The 20,049-nt window shown below is 61.8% G+C and carries 21 protein-coding genes and 1 tRNA gene; 12 read left to right on the top strand and 10 right to left on the bottom strand.

Features of this window, described 5'->3' with window-relative positions; genetic code table 11:
- Positions 1 to 6: 6 nt before the first annotated feature.
- Both QKW60_RS01980 and mnmA read right to left on the bottom strand, forming a co-directional pair.
- A complete protein-coding gene (locus tag QKW60_RS01980) occupies positions 7 to 534 on the bottom strand; it encodes a peptide-methionine (R)-S-oxide reductase (RefSeq protein WP_282366022.1) in 528 nt (175 codons plus the stop codon).
- A 138-nt stretch (positions 535 to 672) separates the two neighbouring features.
- The gene (mnmA, locus tag QKW60_RS01975) at positions 673 to 1,821 is read right to left on the bottom strand and encodes a tRNA 2-thiouridine(34) synthase MnmA (RefSeq protein ID WP_282366020.1); all 1,149 of its coding nucleotides are present in this window, start codon (positions 1,819 to 1,821) and stop codon (positions 673 to 675) included.
- Between the two features lie 121 nt (positions 1,822 to 1,942).
- On the opposite strand from mnmA, the gene sciP reads away from it, so the two are divergent.
- The 5 genes from sciP (at position 1,943) to QKW60_RS01950 (ending at position 7,594) form a co-directional block, all read left to right on the top strand.
- The gene (gene sciP / locus QKW60_RS01970; RefSeq protein WP_282366019.1) at positions 1,943 to 2,221 is read left to right on the top strand and encodes a CtrA inhibitor SciP; all 279 of its coding nucleotides are present in this window, start codon (positions 1,943 to 1,945) and stop codon (positions 2,219 to 2,221) included.
- Positions 2,222 to 2,315: 94 nt separating this feature from the next.
- Positions 2,316 to 3,029 carry a response regulator transcription factor CtrA gene (ctrA, locus tag QKW60_RS01965; protein ID WP_282366017.1) on the top strand — a complete coding sequence of 238 codons (714 nt, stop codon included), beginning with the start codon at positions 2,316 to 2,318 and terminating at the stop codon, positions 3,027 to 3,029.
- Positions 3,030 to 3,124: 95 nt separating this feature from the next.
- Positions 3,125 to 5,284 (top strand): NAD-dependent DNA ligase LigA, encoded by a 2,160-nt coding sequence (ligA, locus tag QKW60_RS01960; RefSeq protein ID WP_282366015.1) that lies wholly within the window; start codon positions 3,125 to 3,127, stop codon positions 5,282 to 5,284.
- Complete coding sequence (gene recG, locus QKW60_RS01955; protein WP_282366013.1) at positions 5,281 to 7,368, top strand: ATP-dependent DNA helicase RecG; 2,088 nt, start codon at positions 5,281 to 5,283, stop codon at positions 7,366 to 7,368. Before ligA ends, recG begins: the two co-directional genes overlap by 4 nt.
- Before the next feature lie 103 nt (positions 7,369 to 7,471).
- The gene (locus tag QKW60_RS01950) at positions 7,472 to 7,594 is read left to right on the top strand and encodes a hypothetical protein (RefSeq protein WP_282366011.1); all 123 of its coding nucleotides are present in this window, start codon (positions 7,472 to 7,474) and stop codon (positions 7,592 to 7,594) included.
- Positions 7,595 to 7,824: 230 nt separating this feature from the next.
- On the opposite strand, the gene QKW60_RS01945 is transcribed toward QKW60_RS01950, so the two are convergent.
- A complete protein-coding gene (locus QKW60_RS01945; protein WP_282366009.1) occupies positions 7,825 to 8,268 on the bottom strand; it encodes an iron-sulfur cluster assembly scaffold protein in 444 nt (147 codons plus the stop codon).
- 65 nt (positions 8,269 to 8,333) lie between these two features.
- Here QKW60_RS01945 and hisI point away from each other — a divergent pair, with 65 nt between their 5' ends.
- The gene (gene hisI, locus QKW60_RS01940) at positions 8,334 to 8,693 is read left to right on the top strand and encodes a phosphoribosyl-AMP cyclohydrolase (protein WP_282366008.1); all 360 of its coding nucleotides are present in this window, start codon (positions 8,334 to 8,336) and stop codon (positions 8,691 to 8,693) included.
- A gap of 53 nt (positions 8,694 to 8,746) precedes the next feature.
- On the opposite strand, the gene gluQRS is transcribed toward hisI, so the two are convergent.
- From gluQRS to gyrA, 4 genes are all read right to left on the bottom strand, one after another.
- On the bottom strand, positions 8,747 to 9,604 hold the full coding sequence (gene gluQRS / locus QKW60_RS01935; protein WP_282366007.1) for a tRNA glutamyl-Q(34) synthetase GluQRS: 858 nt from the start codon (positions 9,602 to 9,604) through the stop codon (positions 8,747 to 8,749).
- Positions 9,604 to 10,944 carry a methylenetetrahydrofolate--tRNA-(uracil(54)-C(5))-methyltransferase (FADH(2)-oxidizing) TrmFO gene (gene trmFO, locus QKW60_RS01930; protein WP_282366006.1) on the bottom strand — a complete coding sequence of 447 codons (1,341 nt, stop codon included), beginning with the start codon at positions 10,942 to 10,944 and terminating at the stop codon, positions 9,604 to 9,606. The genes gluQRS and trmFO overlap by 1 nt, the downstream gene beginning before the upstream one ends.
- Positions 10,945 to 11,014: 70 nt before the next feature.
- Positions 11,015 to 11,203, bottom strand: coding sequence for a hypothetical protein (locus QKW60_RS01925; protein ID WP_282366005.1), 189 nt, complete (start codon positions 11,201 to 11,203; stop codon positions 11,015 to 11,017).
- Positions 11,204 to 11,374: 171 nt separating this feature from the next.
- Positions 11,375 to 14,098: a DNA gyrase subunit A gene (gene gyrA, locus QKW60_RS01920; RefSeq protein WP_282366004.1), complete on the bottom strand. Its 2,724-nt coding sequence runs from the start codon at positions 14,096 to 14,098 to the stop codon at positions 11,375 to 11,377.
- A gap of 201 nt (positions 14,099 to 14,299) precedes the next feature.
- On the opposite strand from gyrA, the gene QKW60_RS01915 reads away from it, so the two are divergent.
- On the top strand, positions 14,300 to 14,581 hold the full coding sequence (locus QKW60_RS01915; protein ID WP_282366003.1) for an usg protein: 282 nt from the start codon (positions 14,300 to 14,302) through the stop codon (positions 14,579 to 14,581).
- A 209-nt stretch (positions 14,582 to 14,790) separates the two neighbouring features.
- Here the strand turns inward: QKW60_RS01915 and QKW60_RS01910 are convergent.
- Positions 14,791 to 14,867 (bottom strand) — tRNA-Ile (locus tag QKW60_RS01910).
- A gap of 96 nt (positions 14,868 to 14,963) precedes the next feature.
- Here QKW60_RS01910 and QKW60_RS01905 point away from each other — a divergent pair.
- From QKW60_RS01905 to purN, 3 genes are all read left to right on the top strand, one after another.
- Positions 14,964 to 15,386, top strand: coding sequence for an ABZJ_00895 family protein (locus QKW60_RS01905; RefSeq protein ID WP_282366001.1), 423 nt, complete (start codon positions 14,964 to 14,966; stop codon positions 15,384 to 15,386).
- Positions 15,387 to 15,449: 63 nt separating this feature from the next.
- Positions 15,450 to 16,493 (top strand): phosphoribosylformylglycinamidine cyclo-ligase, encoded by a 1,044-nt coding sequence (gene purM / locus QKW60_RS01900; protein WP_282365999.1) that lies wholly within the window; start codon positions 15,450 to 15,452, stop codon positions 16,491 to 16,493.
- On the top strand, positions 16,490 to 17,080 hold the full coding sequence (purN, locus tag QKW60_RS01895) for a phosphoribosylglycinamide formyltransferase (protein ID WP_282365998.1): 591 nt from the start codon (positions 16,490 to 16,492) through the stop codon (positions 17,078 to 17,080). Before purM ends, purN begins: the two co-directional genes overlap by 4 nt.
- Here the strand turns inward: purN and QKW60_RS01890 are convergent.
- Positions 17,077 to 17,571: a hypothetical protein gene (locus QKW60_RS01890; protein WP_282365997.1), complete on the bottom strand. Its 495-nt coding sequence runs from the start codon at positions 17,569 to 17,571 to the stop codon at positions 17,077 to 17,079. The two genes, purN and QKW60_RS01890, sit on opposite strands and share 4 nt — an antisense overlap.
- 215 nt (positions 17,572 to 17,786) lie before the next feature.
- Here QKW60_RS01890 and rnd point away from each other — a divergent pair, with 215 nt between their 5' ends.
- The gene (gene rnd, locus QKW60_RS01885) at positions 17,787 to 18,941 is read left to right on the top strand and encodes a ribonuclease D (RefSeq protein WP_282365996.1); all 1,155 of its coding nucleotides are present in this window, start codon (positions 17,787 to 17,789) and stop codon (positions 18,939 to 18,941) included.
- 22 nt (positions 18,942 to 18,963) lie between these two features.
- Here rnd and QKW60_RS01880 read toward each other — a convergent pair whose 3' ends face one another.
- Positions 18,964 to 19,434, bottom strand: a complete 471-nt coding sequence (locus QKW60_RS01880; protein WP_282365995.1) for a hypothetical protein — start codon at positions 19,432 to 19,434, stop codon at positions 18,964 to 18,966.
- 127 nt (positions 19,435 to 19,561) lie between these two features.
- Between QKW60_RS01880 and QKW60_RS01875 the strand changes: the two genes are divergently transcribed.
- Positions 19,562 to 19,987 (top strand): SufE family protein, encoded by a 426-nt coding sequence (locus QKW60_RS01875; protein ID WP_282365994.1) that lies wholly within the window; start codon positions 19,562 to 19,564, stop codon positions 19,985 to 19,987.
- Positions 19,988 to 20,049: the final 62 nt, after the last annotated feature.

Genomic DNA, 20,049 nt, shown 5'->3' with positions numbered 1-20,049 from the left:
GAGGGCTCAGACCGCTTCGGGGGTGAAGGTCAGGCTCGTGCCGTTGATGCAGTGCAGGCACTGATCCTCGACCAGCAAGATATGCCCCATATGGCTGCCGCAGCGGCGGCAATGCGCCTCGATCGTCGTAAACCGGGCAAAAGCCGGGTCGACGCCCGTATCGGCAGGCCAGTCGATATTCATCAAAAGTGCGTTCGGCACCGATTGTCGGAAGAAGGCCCAGCCCTTGTCGACTTCGACCTTCCACATGGATTCGTAAACCGGCAGGTCGCAGCCCTTGCAGGCATATCTGCCCGCGCGCATTTCGTTCCAGAGCGGGTTCGATTTCGGTTCTTCAGTGCCGCCCAGGCGCAGGACCTCGTACTCGTTCTCATCAAGCCGCGCGCGCCAGTCGTCATCACTGCGCGTGACCTCATATTCAAAGTCGTCCTGTCCGGGTACGACGGCCGCATGGGCGGCCCCGGAAAAGGGTGCCGCGACCAGCGTCAGTGCGGAGCCTTTAAGAAGCGTGCGGCGATTCATGTCGCGGGTCATATTGATCCTCCTTGGCAGATGAGTTCAGCCTAAGGAAAAGCGCGATCACGTTCTCTGCACGAAGGCGTGGTTCTCGGGAATGTGAGCCTTCGGCGGGACCGGGTAAGGTGGGTTTAATCCCACCCTACGGGAGAGGCTTCACGCCGCACCACGCCAGATCCAGCCGCCGCCGAGAATGCGGCTGGTGCCATCTTCATAGAAGACACAGGCCTGACCGGGGCTCACGCCTTCCTCCGGGTCCATCAGCTCCACTTCTGCTTCGGTCGCGGACAGCGGGCGGATCACCGCCGGGCGCGGCGGCCGGGTGGAGCGGATGCGCACAAGAACCTGCCGTTCGGCCTGGCTTTCGAACGCGCCGTCGCCAAGCCAGTTGATTTCGCGCACCGGCACCTTCCGCGTCGCCAGCGCCTCTTTCGGGCCGACAACAACATGGCGCCTCTCGGGGTCGAGCTTCACGACATACAAAGGGTCGGCGAGACCGCCGATGCCGAGCCCGCGCCGCTGGCCGATCGTGTAATGGATGACGCCCCTGTGTTCGCCCAGAACGTTGCCGTCCATGTCCACGATCTGACCCGGATCGGCCGCACCCGGCCGCAGCTTCTCGATGACCGAGGCATAGTTGCCGTTCGGGACAAAACAGATGTCCTGACTGTCGGGCTTGTCGGCCACCGACAGCCCGTATTTCGCAGCGAGCGCTCGTGTCTCTGCCTTAGATGCGAGATGGCCGAGCGGAAAGCGCAGGTATTCGAGCTGTTCCGGCGTCGTCGAGAACAGGAAATAGCTCTGATCTCGGTTCGGATCGGCAGCAGAATGCAGTTCCGGCCCGTTCGCCCCCATCTTTCTTTGGATGTAATGGCCCGTCGCCATGCAATCGGCATCAAGGTCCTTGGCCGTGGCCAAAAGGTCCTTGAACTTCACACGCTCGTTGCAGCGGATGCAGGGTACCGGGGTCGCTCCTGCCAGATAGGCGTCGGCAAACTCGTCGATCACCGCCTCGCGGAACATGTTCTCGTAGTCGAGAACGTAGTGCGGGAAGCCCATCGCCTCGGCCACGCGGCGGGCGTCATGGATGTCCTGACCCGCGCAGCACGCGCCTTTCTTGGCCAAAGCCGCGCCGTGGTCATAAAGCTGCAAGGTGACGCCTACGACATCGTAGCCTTCCTCGGCCAGCATCGCGGCCACGACCGACGAATCCACGCCGCCCGACATCGCCACCACGACCCGCGTGTCGGCGGGGGATTTGGCGAAGCCAAGCGAGTTCAGGGGCAGTGTGTCATCGAGCGCCATGGGACCTCCGGGAGATGCAGAGGAATATAGGAAAATCCTAATCACTCACAAGCCACGGTTTCACCCCTCCTTAAGCCTGTCGCCGCAGGGTTCTCACCGGGTGAAGATGAAGGGGTAGATCATGTTCCTGAAAAAGATCGACGGGCCACGCGCCATCACATTGCCGGATGGGACGATCATGACTCGGGCCGACCTGCCGCCAGCCGAGACGCGGCGCTGGGTCGCGAGCCGCAAGGCAAAAGTGGTGAAGGCCGTGGCCTTCGGGCTGTTGCCGTTGAAAGAGGCGCTCGACCGGTACGCGTTATCCGAGGAAGAGTTCGAGATCTGGCGGTCAGCGGTGGAACGCCATGGCGAAAAAGGCTTGAAAGTCACGGCAATCCAGAAATACCGTCAACCATAGGTTGATTTCTGGACTTTGAACGCACCGGTAACTTGCGGTTAACCATTCTGCGCCAAGGTCGGGTTAATCTAGGGATTAACGCGGAGTACGCTTGATGAGAATTCTGTTGGTCGAGGACGACCCCACGACGTCCCGCAGTATAGAGTTGATGCTGACCCACGCCAATCTGAACGTCTATTGCACCGATCTTGGCGAAGAAGGCATCGATCTGGCGAAGCTCTATGACTATGACCTGATCCTTCTTGACCTCAACCTTCCCGATATGAACGGGCACGAAGTGCTGCGCCAGCTGCGCATGTCGAAGATTGACACGCCGATTCTGATTCTGACCGGCGCGGATGATACGGAAAACAAGATCCGCAGTTTCGGCTTTGGTGCAGACGATTATCTGACCAAACCCTTCCATCGCGAAGAACTGGTGGCGCGCATCCATGCGATCATCCGCCGATCCAAGGGGCATGCCCAGTCGATCATCAAGACAGGCAAGATCAACGTGAACCTTGATGACAAGACGGTGGAGGCCGAGGGGGCGCCCGTACATCTGACGGGGAAGGAATACCAGATGCTGGAGCTTCTTTCGCTCCGCAAGGGTACGACGCTGACGAAGGAGATGTTCCTCAACCACCTCTATGGCGGCATGGATGAACCGGAACTGAAGATCATCGACGTCTTCATCTGTAAGCTCAGGAAGAAGCTCGCCGAGGCTACCGGGGGCGAGAACTATATCGAAACGGTCTGGGGGCGGGGCTATGTGTTGCGCGAACCCAATCCGAAGGAGGCCAGCCGCAAACTGGCGGTCGGCGCCTGACATCACTCACGGGTTCGCAGGCAAGATGACACGAAGACTGGACCTCTCCGGACGCTCCCCCTAACACTGACGGGGACTGTTTCGGGGAGGTTTGTATGTCAGGCGCAGGGCAGGTGTCGGGACCGGCGGGGCATGATGACCTGGAACCGGTCGCGACATTGTCTTCGGCTGCAGCGGCGGCTGAATGGAAGCGCATCGCTGATCGGGTCGAGCAGGCGAACCGGGCGTATCACACCGAGGATGCACCGGAGATATCCGACGCTGACTATGATGCGTTGAAGCGACGCCTCGTGGAGATCGAAGCGCAGTTTCCTGAGCTTGCAGCCGAAGACAGCCCGACCCGGCAGGTCGGCGCTGCGCCCTCCGAGACCTTCGCGAAGGTGCGCCATGCCGTCAGGATGCTCAGCCTCGAGAATGCCTTCGCGCCTGACGAGATCGACGACTTCGACGACAGAATTCGGCGCTATCTCAATCTCGGTCCCGACACGGCGCTCAGCTATACGGCGGAACCAAAGATTGACGGTTTGTCACTCTCGCTGCGCTATGAAAATGGTGTTCTCAGGCAGGCCGCAACGCGCGGCGATGGTGAGACGGGCGAGAATGTCACCGAAAACGCCCGCACGGTTGCCGACATTCCCGAAGGCCTCAACGGTGCGCCGAATGTGCTGGAAGTACGGGGCGAGGTCTATATGAGCCACGAAGACTTCGCGTCGCTCAATGCACGGCAGGCCGAGACCGGTGGCAAGACCTTTGCCAATCCCCGCAACGCCGCCGCAGGCTCCCTGCGTCAACTCGATGCGAAGATCACCGCTTCACGGCCCCTGCGCTTTTTCGCCTACAGCTGGGGGGAGCTTTCGGAGCCGCTGGCCGGAACCCAGATGGGGGCGGTCGCGCGCCTGAAGGCGCTGGGGTTTAAGACCAATCCACTCACGCAGGAATGTGACGGGCCAAAAGCCCTGATGAAGGTCTATACCGCGATCGAACAGAAACGCGCGACATTGGGTTATGACATCGACGGCGTGGTCTACAAGGTCAACGATCTTGCGTTGCAGGCGCGGCTCGGCTTCCGGTCGACAACCCCGCGCTGGGCGATTGCCCACAAGTTTCCGGCCGAGCTTGCCTGGACCCGGCTGGAGAAGATCGAGATTCAGGTGGGTCGCACGGGTGCATTGTCCCCCGTCGCCCGACTGACACCGGTGACGGTCGGGGGTGTCGTCGTCTCGAACGCCACACTGCACAATGAGGATTACATCGCGGGGCGCGACTCCAAGGGCAACACGATCCGGGATGGCAAGGACATCAGAGAAGGTGACTGGGTGCAGGTCTACCGCGCCGGCGATGTGATCCCGAAAGTCGCGGATGTCGACCTTACTAAGCGGCCCGTCAATGCGCAGCCCTACGTCTTTCCGACCACCTGCCCCGAATGCGAATCGGATGCCGTGCGCGAAGAGGGCGATGCCGTCCGTCGTTGCACCGGTGGCCTCATCTGCCCGGCGCAGGCTGTTGAAAAGCTGAAGCATTTCGTCTCGCGCGGGGCATTCGACATCGACGGATTGGGCGCGAAGCAGATCGAGATGTTCTACGCCGACGATGCCCTGCCGATCAAAGAACCGGCGGATATCTTCACACTGGCCAGACGTGATGCCGCGAACCTGACCAAGCTGAAGAACCGCGACGGGTTTGGCGAGAAATCTGTCAGTAACCTCTTTCAGGCCATTGAGGACAAACGGAAGATCCCGCTCAATCGATTGATCTTCGCACTTGGCATCCGTCATGTCGGCGACAGTTCAGCCAACCTCATCGCGCGCCACTATGGCGGCTGGGTTGCCTTCGAAAGTGCGATGACAGCGGCGACCATAGGCGAGGGGCCGGAATGGGAGGACCTTCTCGCGGTCGATGGCGTGGGCAGTGTAATGGCGGCCTCACTCGTGAATGCTTTCCATCAGGACGCCGAGCGCGCCTCGATAGACCGGTTGGTTGCCGAGCTCGACGTTCAGGACGTGGAACGGCCAAAAACCGAAGGCAGCCCTGTCGCGGGCAAGACCGTAGTCTTCACGGGCACTCTTGAGAAGATGACGCGGGCCGAGGCCAAGGCGCGGGCTGAGGCGCTTGGGGCCAAGGTGTCGGGCTCGGTCTCGGCCAAGACCGACCTTGTCGTGGCGGGGCCGGGGGCGGGGTCGAAGGCCAAGCAAGCCGAGGCGCTGGGCATCGAGATGATCGACGAGGATGCCTGGCTGAGGCTGATTGGGGCATGAGCCGTCCCGCTGTCCTCTTTCCGTTATTCGCGGAGTTGGAGACGCTGGATGGTGTCGGGCCGAAGACGGCGAAACATTTCGCGCAATTGGGGGTCGAACGCCCACGTGATCTGCTGTTCACCCTGCCTTACGCGGTGATCGACCGCCGCCCACGCAAGACGATCAAGGGCGCGGCCCTGCCATCGACCGTGACGGTCGAGGTGGAGGTCGGCGCCCATGTGCCCCCCCGCCGCAAGGGCGGCCCAGCCCGGGTCTTCGTGCGCGACGCGGAGACAGAGTTTCAGCTCGTCTTCTTTCACGCCAAGGGCGACTGGCTGCAAAAGCAATTGCCGACCGGGCAAAGGCGGCTGATTTCGGGCAAGATTGAACTCTTCGACGGTCTGGCGCAGATGCCCCATCCCGATCATATCCTGCGTCCCGAAGAGGCAGGGGACTTGCCCGCATACGAACCGGTCTATCCGCTGACCGCCGGTGTAACGCAGCGCGCGATCCAGAAGGCAGCCCTTTCGGCGCTGGCGCGATTGCCGGAGCTTGAGGACTGGATAGACCCCGGATTGAAAGCGCGTGAGAAATGGCCCGATTGGGCACATGCGGTGCGTGCCGCCCATGCACCGGAACACCTCGGCGATGTTACCGCTGAAGCGCCCGCGCGCCAGCGTCTGGCCTATGATGAGCTTTTCGCCCATCAACTGACCCTGGCGCTCGCCCGTATATCGATGCGGCGCGGCAAGGGGCGGGCGAGCATCGGGACCGGCACCCTGCAGCGTAAAGTGCTGGCAGCGCTGCCTTACGCTCCGACTGGCGCCCAGACACGTGCGATCGCTGAGATCGCCGCCGATATGGGCTCTGACAAGCGGATGAGCCGCCTGTTGCAGGGCGATGTCGGCGCGGGCAAGACGCTTGTGGCCTTCATGGCGCTTCTGATCGCGGTCGAGGCTGGCGGGCAGGGTGTGATGATGGCCCCGACCGAAATCCTCGCCCGTCAGCACTTGGAAGGACTGCGGCCACTCGCCGAGGACGCGGGTGTCGTGCTGGAGATACTGACAGGGCGCGACAAGGGGGCAGAGCGGGCGGCGAAGCTGAAGGCACTGGCCGAGGGGAACATCCATATCCTCGTCGGCACCCATGCGGTCTTTCAGAAGGACGTCGAATTCCACGACCTGCGCCTAGCCATCGTCGATGAACAACACCGCTTCGGGGTCGCACAGCGCATGGAACTCGGATCCAAGGGGACGACAGCCGATGTTCTGGTGATGACGGCGACGCCAATCCCGCGCTCGCTCAGCCTCGCACAATATGGCGACATGGATGTCTCTGTGCTGGACGAAAAGCCCGCGGGTCGCAAGCCGGTCAAGACTGCGCTGATCTCGGCCGGGCGCTATGATGAGGTGGTCGGGCATCTCAGGCAGGCGGTGGCCGAGGGGCGGCAGGCCTATTGGGTTTGCCCCCTGGTCGATGAGAGCGAACTTGTCGACCTGACTGCGGCCGAGGAGCGGTTCAAGGCCCTGCGCGCCTCGCTGGGGGAAGGCGTCGTCGGCCTCGTCCACGGTCAGATGCCGCCTGTCGACAAGGACGCCGCGATGGCGGACTTCGTCGCGGGCCGAACCAAGGTCCTGGTCGCGACGACGGTGATCGAGGTGGGGGTGAACGTACCCAATGCCTCGATCATGGTGATCGAACGGGCGGAGATTTTTGGACTCGCTCAGCTTCATCAGTTGCGCGGCCGGGTCGGGCGCGGCGCGGCGGAATCGACCTGCCTGCTGATGTACCAGCCGCCCCTGAACGAGGGGGCCGAACGGCGCCTCTCGATCCTGCGCGAGACCGAGGACGGGTTTCGTATCGCCGAGGAAGATCTGGCCATGCGGGGGGCAGGCGACCTGATCGGCACGGCGCAGTCGGGCCTGCCGAAATTCCGCGTGGCCGATCTGGAACGGCAATCGGCGCTGATGGCCGTGGCGCAAACGGACGCGCGAAAGCTCCTGTCTGACGACCCGAAGCTGCAAGGCCCGCGCGGGCAGGCGGCGCGGGTCCTTTTGTGGCTGATGGAACAGGACCGGGCAATCCGGCTGATCTCGGTCGGTTAAGTTCCGTTCCTGCCCCGTTCTCAAATGTTCTTAAAAAGTTCTTTACATCGCATTCAAGATATGAGAACAAATCAGCAACAGAGGTGAAGAGAAAGGTGGCAAGATGAAAACCGATCTGAAATCCGTTCTGATCCGCGCACGCGGGACGATTGCCCAGGATGCCGCCGGTCTCCTTTCCCTCGTGATGATGCTGATCGTCGGGCTGCACTTGCCGAGCCTGATCTGACCCTGCAGCGTTTCCCCGAAACGCTCTACTCGTTACCTGCCTCGCGGTTCTCCGCCCGGAATACGCCTGTCCCCAGTCCCCGGCTCCCCCCGAGCCCCGCGTCCGGACACCGGAAATCGCTTCCTGCCGCCGCCTCCGTTTGGAGTGCGGCGGTTTTTTTGTTCAGTGTAGATTTAGGTGCCAATAGCCTCAGGAAGTAAGTTGGGTTTAACTCCACCAGACGGGAGCGGTCAGGCAGCGGCTTCTGCCTCGGCCATCGCTTCGGCGGTCGCTTCCAGCGCCAAGAGAATTGAGGCATGGCGGTTCTTGAAGTCGCGCGCGGGCGTCAGGGCCTCATAACCCTCGAAGGGCGCAGACGGGACGGGGCCGTTCTCCTTCAGCATCGCGCGCAATTCGTCGCGGGCGCGTTCGACCTCGGCCTTCGTGCGTCCGATCATGACCGCGCCCGAGAGGGCGGCAGACGCCTGACCGAGTGCGCAGGCCTTCACGTCCTGCCCGTATTCCGAGATCTTGCCGTCGCGGACGACGATATCCACCGTAACGGTCGACCCGCAGAGTGGCGAGCGTTTGCGGACCGTTGCTGTCGGGCTCTCAAGGCGCTTCATATGCGGAATGTCGGCCGCCAGCGCGAGGATGCGCTGTGAGTAGAGCTTGATGAGATCGGTATCGCTCATGACTTTCCTCGGGCCGTGATCCACCCTAGATAGGCGGAACCGGTAGCTTTTGCAAAGGCAGTGCGATGCGTTTTGATCCCGCGACTTTGGTCTATGACGACCGCGGCCTGATTCCGGCGATTGCGCAGGACCATGTGTCGGGCGAGGTGCTGATGCTGGCCTGGATGAATGGGGATGCTGTGGCACGGACGCTTGAGACGGGGCGGGTGACCTACTGGTCGCGCTCGCGGCAGGCCTTCTGGGTCAAGGGCGAAACCTCGGGCCATGTGCAGGAACTGGTCGAGATGCGGGTGGATTGTGACCGGGATTGCCTTCTCGTTCTGGTCGAGCAGACGGGACCCGCCTGCCACACCAATCGGCGTAGCTGTTTCTATACCGGAATCAAGGATGGTGCCGAGTTGGAGTTGATGGCCCCCGAGGTCTGAGCCCGGCCGAAAACGCGGGCGCCTCCGGCGGGAGTATTTCTCCAGGAAGAGTATCAGGCGAGCCCGATGAGGCGGCGGATGTCTTCGGGGCTGGCCCCGTCGTCGCGGTAGGTGCGGATCGCGCGGGCATCGTCGCGTTTTGCGAGCCGTTTACCCTGATCGTCGCGGATCAGGCGGTGGTGGTGGTAGACGGGCGTCGGCAGGCCGAGCAGGTGTTGCAGGACGACATGGATCTTGGTTGCCTCAAAGAGATCCTGCCCCCGCGTGACATGGGTGATACACTGCTCGGCATCGTCGATGACGACCGAGAGGTGATAGGATGTACCCATGTCGCGCCGGGCGAGGACGACATCGCCTATCTCCGAAACAAGCTCGCACGGCGTGGACGTGATCGAACCGGTTTCGCCCTGCGGGCCGTGGCCGGTTTCCTCGAAGGCCACCACTTCACTGGCCGCGCGCTCCATGTCGAGCCGGAGCGATGCTTCCTGGGGAATGGGGCGACGACCGCGATCCGACCGGTGCGTCCGGCATGTGCCGGGATAGACAATACCGTCGGGGCCGGTGACCGGTTCGCCCTCGTTCGGCGCGCTGGCGGCAGCGAGGATGTCGCGGCGGTTGCAGGTGCAGGCAAATAGGATGTCGCTGTTCCAGAGTTTCGTCAGGATGTCGCGGTAGACCGGCTGGCGTTCGGACTGACGCATGACCGGTGTTTCCCATGAAAGGCCGAGCCAGCTGAGATCTTCATAGATCAGGTCTTCCCATTCCGGACGCGCCCGGCTCTGGTCGATATCCTCTATCCTGAGAAGGAACTCTCCACCTGCGCGGAGCGCCATGTCATGGGCAAGGATGGCAGAATAGGCGTGCCCAAGATGCAGGGGGCCGGTGGGAGAGGGCGCGAAGCGGGTGCGCATCAGCTCTGGCCGTCAAGCCATTCTCTGAACGAGGTTTTTGCGCGATCAGTATAAGCCTTGTAGCGGTCCTTGCGCCCGCGCCGTCCACCCTTGGCGTCAATCGGCGGAAAAAGCCCGAAATTAACATTCATCGGTTGGAAGGTCTTCGCCTCGGCCCCGCCGGTTATATGGGTGATCAGCGCCCCCATCGCGGTATCCGGCCCCGGTGGCGGCAGGTCGCGGCCAAGGATTTCCGCCGCTGCAATGCGTCCCGCCAGAAGCCCCATGGCGGCGCTTTCGACATAGCCCTCAACCCCGGTGATCTGACCGGCGAAGCGGATATGGGGGCGGGACTTCAGCCGCATCTGCGCATCGAGAAGCGTTGGTGAATTGATGAAGGTGTTGCGGTGAATACCGCCGAGGCGGGCGAAGCTGGCGTCCTGAAGGCCGGGAATGCGTTTGAAAACATCCGTCTGTGCGCCGTACTTCATCTTTGTCTGAAAGCCGACGATATTGTAAAGTGTTCCCAGCGCGTTGTCGCGGCGAAGCTGGACGACGGCATAGGGTTTCACGTCCGGCCGGTGCGCATTCGTGAGGCCGACGGGTTTCATCGGCCCGAAGCGCAAAGTCTCACGTCCGCGTTCGGCCATGACCTCGATCGGCAGACAGCCGTCGAAATACTCCGCCGTCTCGCCCTCATGAAACTCGGTCTTGTCGGCCGCGAGCAGCGCGTCGATGAAGCCTTCGTAATCGGCTTTGGTCATCGGGCAGTTGAGATAGGCCTTTTGCTCCGCCTCCGTCTCGCCCTTGTCATAGCGCGATTGGGCCCATGCGACTGACATGTCGATGCTTTCGGCATAAACGATGGGGGCAATGGCGTCGAAGAAAGCCAGCGCCTCGGCACCGGTCTCGGCCCGGATCGCCTCGGCAAGTGCGCCGGAGGTGAGGGGGCCTGTGGCAATGATCCAGCGGCCCTCGGCAGGCAGTTCAGTGATCTCTTCGTCAGAGACTGTAATCAGAGGGTGCGCGCGCAGCCGTTCCGTGACGGATTCGGAAAACGGGTCGCGGTCAACGGCCAATGCGCCACCCGCGGGCAGGCGGTGTTGGTCGGCCATTTCCATGATCAGGCCGCCTGCGGCGCGCATTTCCCAATGCAGAAGGCCCACGGCATTGCGTTCGTCATCATCCGAGCGGAAGGAGTTTGAGCACACCATCTCGGCCAGATTGCCGGTGCGGTGGGCGAACGTGCCCACCTTGGGCCGCATCTCATGGATGACGACCGGTATCCCGGCCCGGGCGACCTGCCAGGCGGCTTCGGACCCGGCCATGCCGCCGCCGACGATGTGAAGTGTCTCGCGCATGACTGGCGACTTAGGTCATGGCGCGGTGTTTGAAAAGCCCCGCCGTCGCAGGGTGGCTTCGGTTCCGATGTCAGATGCCGATGTCGTGCAGGTAACCCTTTTCGCGGGTGGCGTAGATTTCTCTGCGTTCATCGACATTGGGTGCGGATGCGTCCGCCCCCGCATCGGCGCGGGTCAACCAGTGCAGAAGAGTTGCAACAAGTCCCGGTTCATCAAGGGATGAATGCCGTGGTGGTGCGGCAAAATCCGACAAGCTCATATCCGTGTCCTCCACTCGGCCGCAGAACGGCCGTGACGGTCAGCACACCACTTTTCCCCAGATGGTCCCCGGTCGTAGTTTGAGCCTGATCCAATTTCACTAACAATTCATTAATGCGAAAAGGGCGGAAACCAGCAGATTTCCGCCCCCGACCGTTGATTTGCGGCAACGTTATTCTGCTTCTTCTTCGCCCTGATCGGCGATGCGGGCGACCGAAACCACTTCTTCGCCCTTCGCGGTATCGAAGACCCTTACGCCACCGGCTGAACGGGAACGGAAGCTGATCCCATCGACCGGGCAGCGGATCGACTGACCCGTCGAGGTCGCAAGCATGATCTGGTCATCGCCTTCGACCGGGAAGGAGGCGACGAGTGACCCGCCGCGCATCGCCTTGTCCATCGCCATCACACCCTGACCGCCGCGTCCGCGCACCGGGTAATCGTGGCTGGACGAAATCTTGCCCGCGCCCTTGGCGGTGATGGTCAGGATCAGATCTTCCGCCGCCGACATCTCGGCGTAGCGTTCCTGCGAAAGCTGGCCTTCGGCCACGGCCTCGTCATCCTCGTCCGCCGCTTCCTCCTCGGTCACCCCCGCCATCAGGCGGCGCTGCTTGAGATAGGCGGCGCGTTCGGCCGGATCGGCCTCGAAATGGCGGATCACGGACATGGAAACCACCGTATCCTTCGCCGCCAGACGAATACCCCGCACCCCGGTCGAATCGCGGCCCTTGAAGATGCGAACCTCGGTCGTCGGGAAGCGGATCGCGCGGCCAAGGGCAGTCACCAGCATCACGTCGTCATTTTCATCGCAGATCCGGGCATTCACGAGGGAAACGCCGTCGGGCAGCTTCATCGCGATCTTGCCGTTCGACTTCACATTGGTGAAATCGGACAGCGCGTTGCGGCGCACATCGCCTTCGGAGGTCGCGAAGAAGATTTGCAGATCTTCCCATTCCTCCTCGGGTACATCGACCGGCATGATTGCAGCGATGGAGGTACCGGTCGGGATCGGCAGGATATTGACGATGGCCTTGCCCTTCGCCGTCCGCCCGCCAAGCGGCAAGCGCCAGGTCTTCAGCTTGTAGACCATGCCGTCGGTGGTGAAGAACAGAAGCTGGGTATGGGTATTGGCGACGAAAAGCGTCGTGACGACGTCATCCTCTTTCGTCGCCATGGAAGACAGCCCCTTGCCACCCCGGCGCTGCGCCCGGAAATCGGCGAGCGGTGTGCGCTTGATATAGCCTCCACTCGTGATGGTGACGACCATATCCTCACGCTCGATCAGGTCCTCGTCATCCATGTCGCCGGCCCAATCGACGATCTCGGTCCGGCGGGGAACGGCGAAGGCGTCTTTCACCTCTTTGAGTTCATCCGAGATGATCGCCATGATCCGCTCGCGCGACCCAAGAATATCCAGGTACTCCTTGATTTTGGCGGCCAGATCTTCCAGTTCGTCGGTGATCGTCTTGACGCCAAGCTGGGTCAGGCGCTGCAACTGAAGGTCCAGGATCGCGCGGGCCTGCCGTTCCGACAGGTTGTAGGTGCCGTCCTCGTTGACCGGATGGGTCGGATCGTCGATCAGCCGTATGTATTCGACGATCTCATGGGCGGGCCAGCGCCGTGTCATCAGCTTTTCGCGGGCATCGGCGGGCGTGGCCGAGGCGCGGATGGTGGCGACAACCTCATCGACGTTCGACACCGCGACCGCCAGACCGCAGAGGATATGGCTGCGCTCGCGCGCTTTCCTGAGTTCAAAAGCCGTGCGCCGCGCTACAACTTCTTCGCGGAAGCTGATGAAATGCGTGAGAAAATCGCGAAGTGTCAGTGTCTCGGGTCGCCCACCATTCAGCGCCAGCATGTTGCAGCCGAAGGAGGTCTGCATCGGCGTGAAGCGGAAGAGCTGGTTCAGCACAACCTCGGGCGTGGAATCGCGCTTCAGCTCAATGACGACGCGCACGCCGACGCGGTCGCTTTCGTCCTGCACATGGGCGATGCCCTCGATCTTCTTGTCGCGCACCATCTCGGCGATTTTCTCGATCATCGAGGCCTTGTTCACTTGATAGGGAATCTCATCGAGAACAATGGCGTAGCGGTCTTTCCTGATCTCTTCCACACGGGTCTTGGCGCGCATGATGACGCTGCCACGGCCCTCCAGATAGGCCTTCCGCGCGCCGGACCGGCCGAGGATGATGCCGCCCGTCGGGAAATCCGGCGCCGGGATGATCTCCATCAGCGCTTCCATCGACAGGTCGGGATCCTCGATCAGCGCCAGCGTGCCGTCGATGACCTCGCCCAGATTGTGCGGCGGAATGTTGGTCGCCATACCGACGGCAATGCCGCCCGCACCGTTGACCAGCATATTGGGAAAACGGGCAGGAAGGACGGTCGGTTCCTTGTCCTTGCCGTCGTAGTTGTCCTGAAAATCAACGGTTTCCTTCTCGATATCGGCGAGAAGGGCGGCGGCGGCCTTGTCCATGCGCACTTCGGTATAGCGCATGGCAGCGGCGTTATCGCCGTCCATCGAGCCGAAATTGCCCTGACCGTCGAGAAGCGGCAGTGACATGGAAAAATCCTGCGCCATCCTGACCAGCGCGTCATAGATCGCGGCGTCGCCATGGGGATGGTACTTACCCATCACATCGCCGACCGGGCGGGCCGATTTACGGTAGGACTTGTCATGCGTATTGCCGGTTTCGTGCATCGCATAAAGGATGCGCCGGTGCACCGGTTTCAACCCGTCACGCAGGTCCGGAATCGCCCGGCTGACGATCACGCTCATGGCGTAATCGAGATAGGCGGTCTTCATTTCCTCCGCGATGTCGACCGAAGGGCCGGCATAGACGGGACGCTTCGGTTTTTCCTCAGCGTTTTCAGGGGTTTCCGGGGTATCGGTCACGGATGCTCGCCCTTTGTTATTTGCGCCCGCGCGGGGGCTAGATATTGTTGCGCGTGACTATACCCCATGCCATCCGTTGGGTGCAATGGCAGCGCGGCGGGTTTCGCAAGCCCGTGGTAACACAAACATAACACATTGTTTTCATTGTCGTTAACCGCGACTCATGTAGCATGGATGCATCAGGCACTGACGGAGGCCATCATGCGGGCAGATCACCCCGGGGCCGAGACGGAGCTTATGCTGAAGGGCTACGGGCTCACGACGGCCGAACTTTACTACCGGATGCCGGACTACCGGCACGTTCTCAACAGCTTCATCTGGCAGGAATACGACCTTGCACCGGATTACCCGGAGCTTTTCGGGTTCATCGAGTTCTGGCAGGACAAGATCGAGGGGCCACTGCATTCGGTCCGCTTCTGCCACCGCAAGCTGATTGCCCCCGGGGAATGGCGGAACGTCGTTGGGGAGTTTAGCTTGCACTGAAGCGGGTGGGCCGGATCCTTTGCCAGGAAAATTCGAAATTTCTTAGCCAAAGTGCGTCAATTTCTTGTACCCCCGGTTGCTCAGCCGACTCGTCTCAATCCTGTGCGAAACGCGGGACGTTCGGCCGTGCGACGTGCTGATGCGATTTGAGGGTCTTTTGCGTCCCATGGCGCTAGAAACCCCAATGAGATCCAGGCATAGAAGGAATTTGGTAGGCCCGGAGGGACTCGAACCCCCAACCAAGGCGTTATGAGCGCCCTGCTCTAACCAATTGAGCTACAGGCCCGGCCTGACGTTTCACTAAGCCGGGTCGCGGGCAGCGTCAACGCCTTTACGATGAAGGCATGGCGTGACTAAGTCGTGATACGCGGGAGGGTATTCGATGCCGGGGTTTTGGCGGGTGACGGCGATCTACGGGTTGGCATTGATCCTGATCGACGCCTTGTTGCTGATCGCGAGCGATATCACGTTCCGATCCAGCGCGGGGGCGATCTATTCGGCATGCCTCTTTGCCTCACTTCTGGTTCCTGCCCTCGTGGCGGGGATAAGTTTCGGGCGTTTTACCGGTCGAGCCGCTGCTCCGTCAGTATCATGGCGCTTCGCAGCTTGGTTTGCGACGATCCAAGGTGGGTTGATGGCTCTGCTTTTGTGGCTTGCGATGCAGGACCTTCTGGCCGAAGAATCCGATGGGATCGTCATTCTGGGTGTCGTCCTTTTTGTTTATACCGGTTTCGCGCTTCTGATATCACGCTATTTCTTCAGTCACGGGGCCCGACAAGCTGTCCGGACACGCGCTACCCACTGATCGCGCGTTGCCCCCGCTGCCGGTTTCGGGTATCGCGGCGGCGACGGATTCCGGGGGATCGCCATGACCATCAAGAACGGGCTCACCTATGCCGATGCAGGCGTCGATATTGACGCCGGAAACGCGCTGGTCGAGCGGATCAAACCTGCGGCGAAACGCACCCAGCGCCCCGGCACGATGTCTGGTCTTGGCGGGTTTGGTGCCCTCTTTGATCTGAAGGGGGCAGGGTACAGCGATCCGGTTCTGGTGGCCGCGACCGACGGGGTGGGCACAAAGCTGCGTATCGCCATCGACACCGGCAATGTCGATACGATCGGAATCGACCTTGTGGCCATGTGCGTCAACGATCTGGTCTGCCAGGGGGCGGAACCGCTCTTCTTCCTCGACTATTTCGCGACCGGCAAACTCGACGTCGATCAGGCGGCACGGATCATCGAAGGCATCGCCGAAGGCTGCGCCCAGTCCGGCTGCGCGCTCATCGGTGGCGAGACGGCCGAGATGCCCGGCATGTACCATTCCGGTGATTTCGACCTTGCAGGCTTTGCCGTCGGTGCGATGGAGCGCGGGCAGGACCTGCCGACCGGTGTCGAAGAGGGCGACGTCCTGCTTGGCCTCGCATCGAATGGGGTGCATTCCAACGGATATTCCTTTGTCCGTAAGGTGGTCGAGATGTCGGGCCTCGGCTGGGATGCGAAAGCGCCCTTCGGGTCCGCCACTCTGGGCGAGGAGCTGCTGGCCCCCACCCGGCTTTATGTGAAACAGGCGCTGGCGGCGGTCAGGGCAGGGGGCGTCCACGCGCTCGCCCATATCACCGGTGGCGGTCTGACCGAAAACCTGCCGCGTGTCCTGCCCGAGGGGCTGGGTGCCGAGATCGACCTTGGGTCCTGGGATCTGCCGCCGGTCTTCCGCTGGCTGGCCGAAACCGCTGGTATGGCCGAGGCGGAGCTTTTGAAGACCTTCAATTCCGGCATTGGCATGATTGTTGTCGTCGCCGCTGACCGTGCGGATGACCTCCGGCTGCTGTTGGAGGCAGAGGGCGAGACGGTGCATCTGCTTGGCCATGTGACGAAGGGGCAGGGGGTCGCCTATAAGGGCCGCCTGCTTTGAAACGTGTCGGGATCCTGATTTCGGGCGGCGGCTCCAACATGGTGGCGCTGGTCGAAAGCATGGTGGGTGATCATCCGGCGCGGCCGGTGCTGGTTGCTTCGAATGACCCCGATGCGGGTGGTCTGCAGAAGGCCGCTGCGATGGGCATCCCGACCGCCGCAGTCGATCACCGGCCTTTCGGATCGGACCGGGCGGCTTTCGAGGCGGAACTTCTGAAACCGATCCTTGCCGCCAAACCCGACATCCTCTGCCTTGCCGGATTCATGCGGGTTCTGACGCCGGCTTTCGTCCAGAAATTCGAGGGGCGGATGCTGAACATCCACCCCTCTCTCTTGCCGAAATATCCCGGCCTTCATACCCATCAGCGCGCGCTCGATACGGGCGATGCCGAGGCGGGTTGCACCGTGCATGAGGTGACGCCGGTTCTGGATGACGGGCCCATCCTCGGGCAGGCCCGGGTGCCGGTCATGCCGGACGACACGGTCGAAACGCTGGCTGCCCGGGTCTTGAAGCAAGAGCATCGGCTTTACCCGGCAGTCCTGCGTCGTTTTGCGGCCGGAGACCGGACGCCGATCCGCCTCGATTAGGTTCCCGGAGTGAACTGGAACTGCGCCTTGGCGTCGAGCGTCTGCGTGCCAAAGACCTTGCCGACCCCCGCGCCGTTCGGCTTGGTCTGCCCGAGAGTATCCAGTGCAAGGTACCAGCCTGCATGGGCAGTCGATTCGAAGGTGAAAAGGTTCGGTCCTGTCACCAGCAGCCTGTAGGTCTCATAGGGCCCGACGCCGAACTGGCAGTTCACCTGACGCTGGCCTTGGGCGATCATCTCGTCGCCCATCCGCACCGCCACATTTGTCCATTGGCGCGAGACGAGACCGAATGTGCCGTTCGCCTGCGGCACCAGCGAATACTGCTCCCACGGGCCCATGCCGATCTGGGCATTGACGACACCGCCTCCGGGCGACGTGTTCTTGGTCACACCCTGCCCATCCATGCGGATATAGGCATTCGCAAAGGCCGTCGAAGCGAAGCCATAGGCGGCGATGGTCGAATTGGCGGACAGGATTTTCGATTGTTCCACAGGTGACCTCCTTTGTTGTGGTGCCACCGGGATAGACCGGATTTCCGGATTCGATCTACCAGAAGTTGTGTAGCATTGGAGGCGGAATCTTAAGGCCCTGTTCATGGCCGAAATGCACCACTCCGGCACGAAATTTCCCCGGGCTTTCCAATCGCGTCCGCTTGACATAAGACGGCTGAACCTGCGGGATGACCCCGCGCCTGAACGGACAGTTGATGTATACGATAACAACGACGGAAGACCTCGCCCGGTTCTGTGAAAAAGCCAAGGCGGAGGCATATGTCACCGTCGATACCGAGTTCCTCCGCGAACGGACATACTACTCAAAGCTGTGCCTCGTGCAGCTTGCGCTTCCCGGCGAGAACGGCGAGGCGGTACTTGTCGATCCGCTGGCGAACGGGCTGTCGCTGGAGCCGCTCTATGACCTCTTCCGTCACAAGGGCACGGTTAAGGTCTTTCACGCCGCCCGGCAGGATCTGGAAATCTTCTTCGTCGAGGGAAATGTCTTTCCCGAACCGCTTTTTGACACCCAGATTGCCGCCATGGTCTGCGGTTTTGGCGATCAGGTGGGTTACGAGACGCTGGTCCGAAAGATCGCCAAACAATCGCTCGACAAGACCTCGCGTTTTACCGATTGGTCGCGCCGTCCTTTGTCCGAGGCGCAGAAGACCTATGCAATCGCCGATGTCACCCATCTCAGGGTGATCTATGAGTTCCTCGACAAAGAGCTTAAGCGCACTGGTCGCCAGCTCTGGGTTGAAGAGGAAGAAGCCGTGCTTCTCGATCCCGAAACCTATACAAACCGGCCAGAAGAGGCCTGGATGCGGGTCAAGACGCGGACCAATTCGGGCAAGTTCCTCGCCATCGTCCGCGAACTCGCGCAGTTCCGCGAAAGCTATGCGCAGACGCGGAACGTGCCGCGCAGCCGGGTTTTCAAGGATGATGCGCTTCTGGAACTTGCCTCGACCAAACCCACCACGGTCGAAGAGCTCGGCCGGTCACGGCTGCTGTTGCGCGAGGGTCGGCGGCCCGATATCGCCGAGGGGATCATTGCGGCCGTGAAAGCGGGTCTCGCGGTCAAGCCCGAGAATTATCCCAAGCCCGATACCAGCCGCGATCAGTTGCAGGTCAACACGGCGCTTGCCGACCTGCTGCGCGTGCTTCTGAAGGCCAAATCCGAATCTGCCGGGGTCGCACCGAAGCTGATAGCATCGTCAGGCGATCTGGACGCATTGGCGGCGGGGGAGAATTCGGTTGCAGCCCTCAAGGGCTGGCGCGGCGAGGTCTTTGGCAACGACGCGATACGGCTCTGCAAGGGCGAAATTGCGCTGTCGGCCAAGGGTGGCGCGGTACGGGTGGTTCCGGTCTAAGGCGTAACCCGCGGGTGACGCCTCAGCGTCGGCTTGCGCGGCTGTTCTGTGCGCCGACCACCACGATCTGGGTGACCCCGGCGAGCTTGATATCCGAGATATAGGTCGCGGCGGTCAGTTCCCGAGATTGCCGGGTTGAGACGGGTTTGGTGCCCAGAGGCTCGGCGAGAACAAAGCGGTAGGTCAGGACGCCATCAACCGGCACACCGTCATTCTCGGCAACGAGTGCGGTATCCCACCAGCCTTGAGTCGGCGGCAGGCCGGAGGCGCGGATGATCGCCCCGCCGGGTTGGCGCGCAACCTCCATATCCGTCACGTCAGCCACAAGCACGCGCGGGTCGTCGGGACGGCCGGGCACAACGCCCTCGGTCGCGACCACGACAGTCTCGGACCGGCCGAACCAGTTGAATGGGTTAAGGCGGCTTTCGCGGACCTTGCCGCAGGCGCCGAGCGTCATCGCAAGGACCAGCAGACCGGTGACAGGCAATCTCATGCGTGGCGGCTCCCTTCCAGCTCCGCGTTCTGCCTAGCCCATTCGGACGGTTGTGAAAAGGGTCCCCGATGACTGGACGCCGCAGGGCTTTGCAACTAGGTCAATGGGTACCGCAACGGAGAGCATCATGGCGACCGAAGCCTTCGAGGATATTGCCGAGACCTTTGAGTTCCTCGACGACTGGGAGGAACGCTATCGTCACGTGATCGAGATGGGGAAAGCCATGGCTCCGCTCGATCCGGCCTTTCAGGTGCCCGCAACGAAAGTGGAAGGCTGCGCCAGCCAGGTCTGGTTTTTGCCCCGGATTGACGGCACAGGCGCCGGGGCGCGGTTCGACTTTCAGGGCGACAGCGATGCGATGATCGTTCGCGGCCTTATCGCCATACTCCATGCGCTTTATTCCGGATTGACCGTGGCGGAAGTTCTGAACGTCGATGCCGGGGCCGAACTCGGGCGGCTCGGACTTGATGACCATCTGTCGTCGCAGCGGTCGAACGGGCTGAAAGCAATGATCGGCCGCATTCGCAAGCTGGCGACCGAGGCGGCCGCCTGATCGCGGGGCTGGGAAATCTAGTTTATTGCCAAAGAACCGAGCGGGTTATTGCCTCCCCGAAT

It is taken from the genome of Albidovulum aestuarii (genome assembly GCF_029961185.1).
GTDB classification, from domain to species: domain Bacteria; phylum Pseudomonadota; class Alphaproteobacteria; order Rhodobacterales; family Rhodobacteraceae; genus Albidovulum; species Albidovulum aestuarii.
The sequence above is the reverse complement of the archived record's forward strand: the minus strand, read 5'-3'. Positions and strand labels throughout refer to the sequence as shown.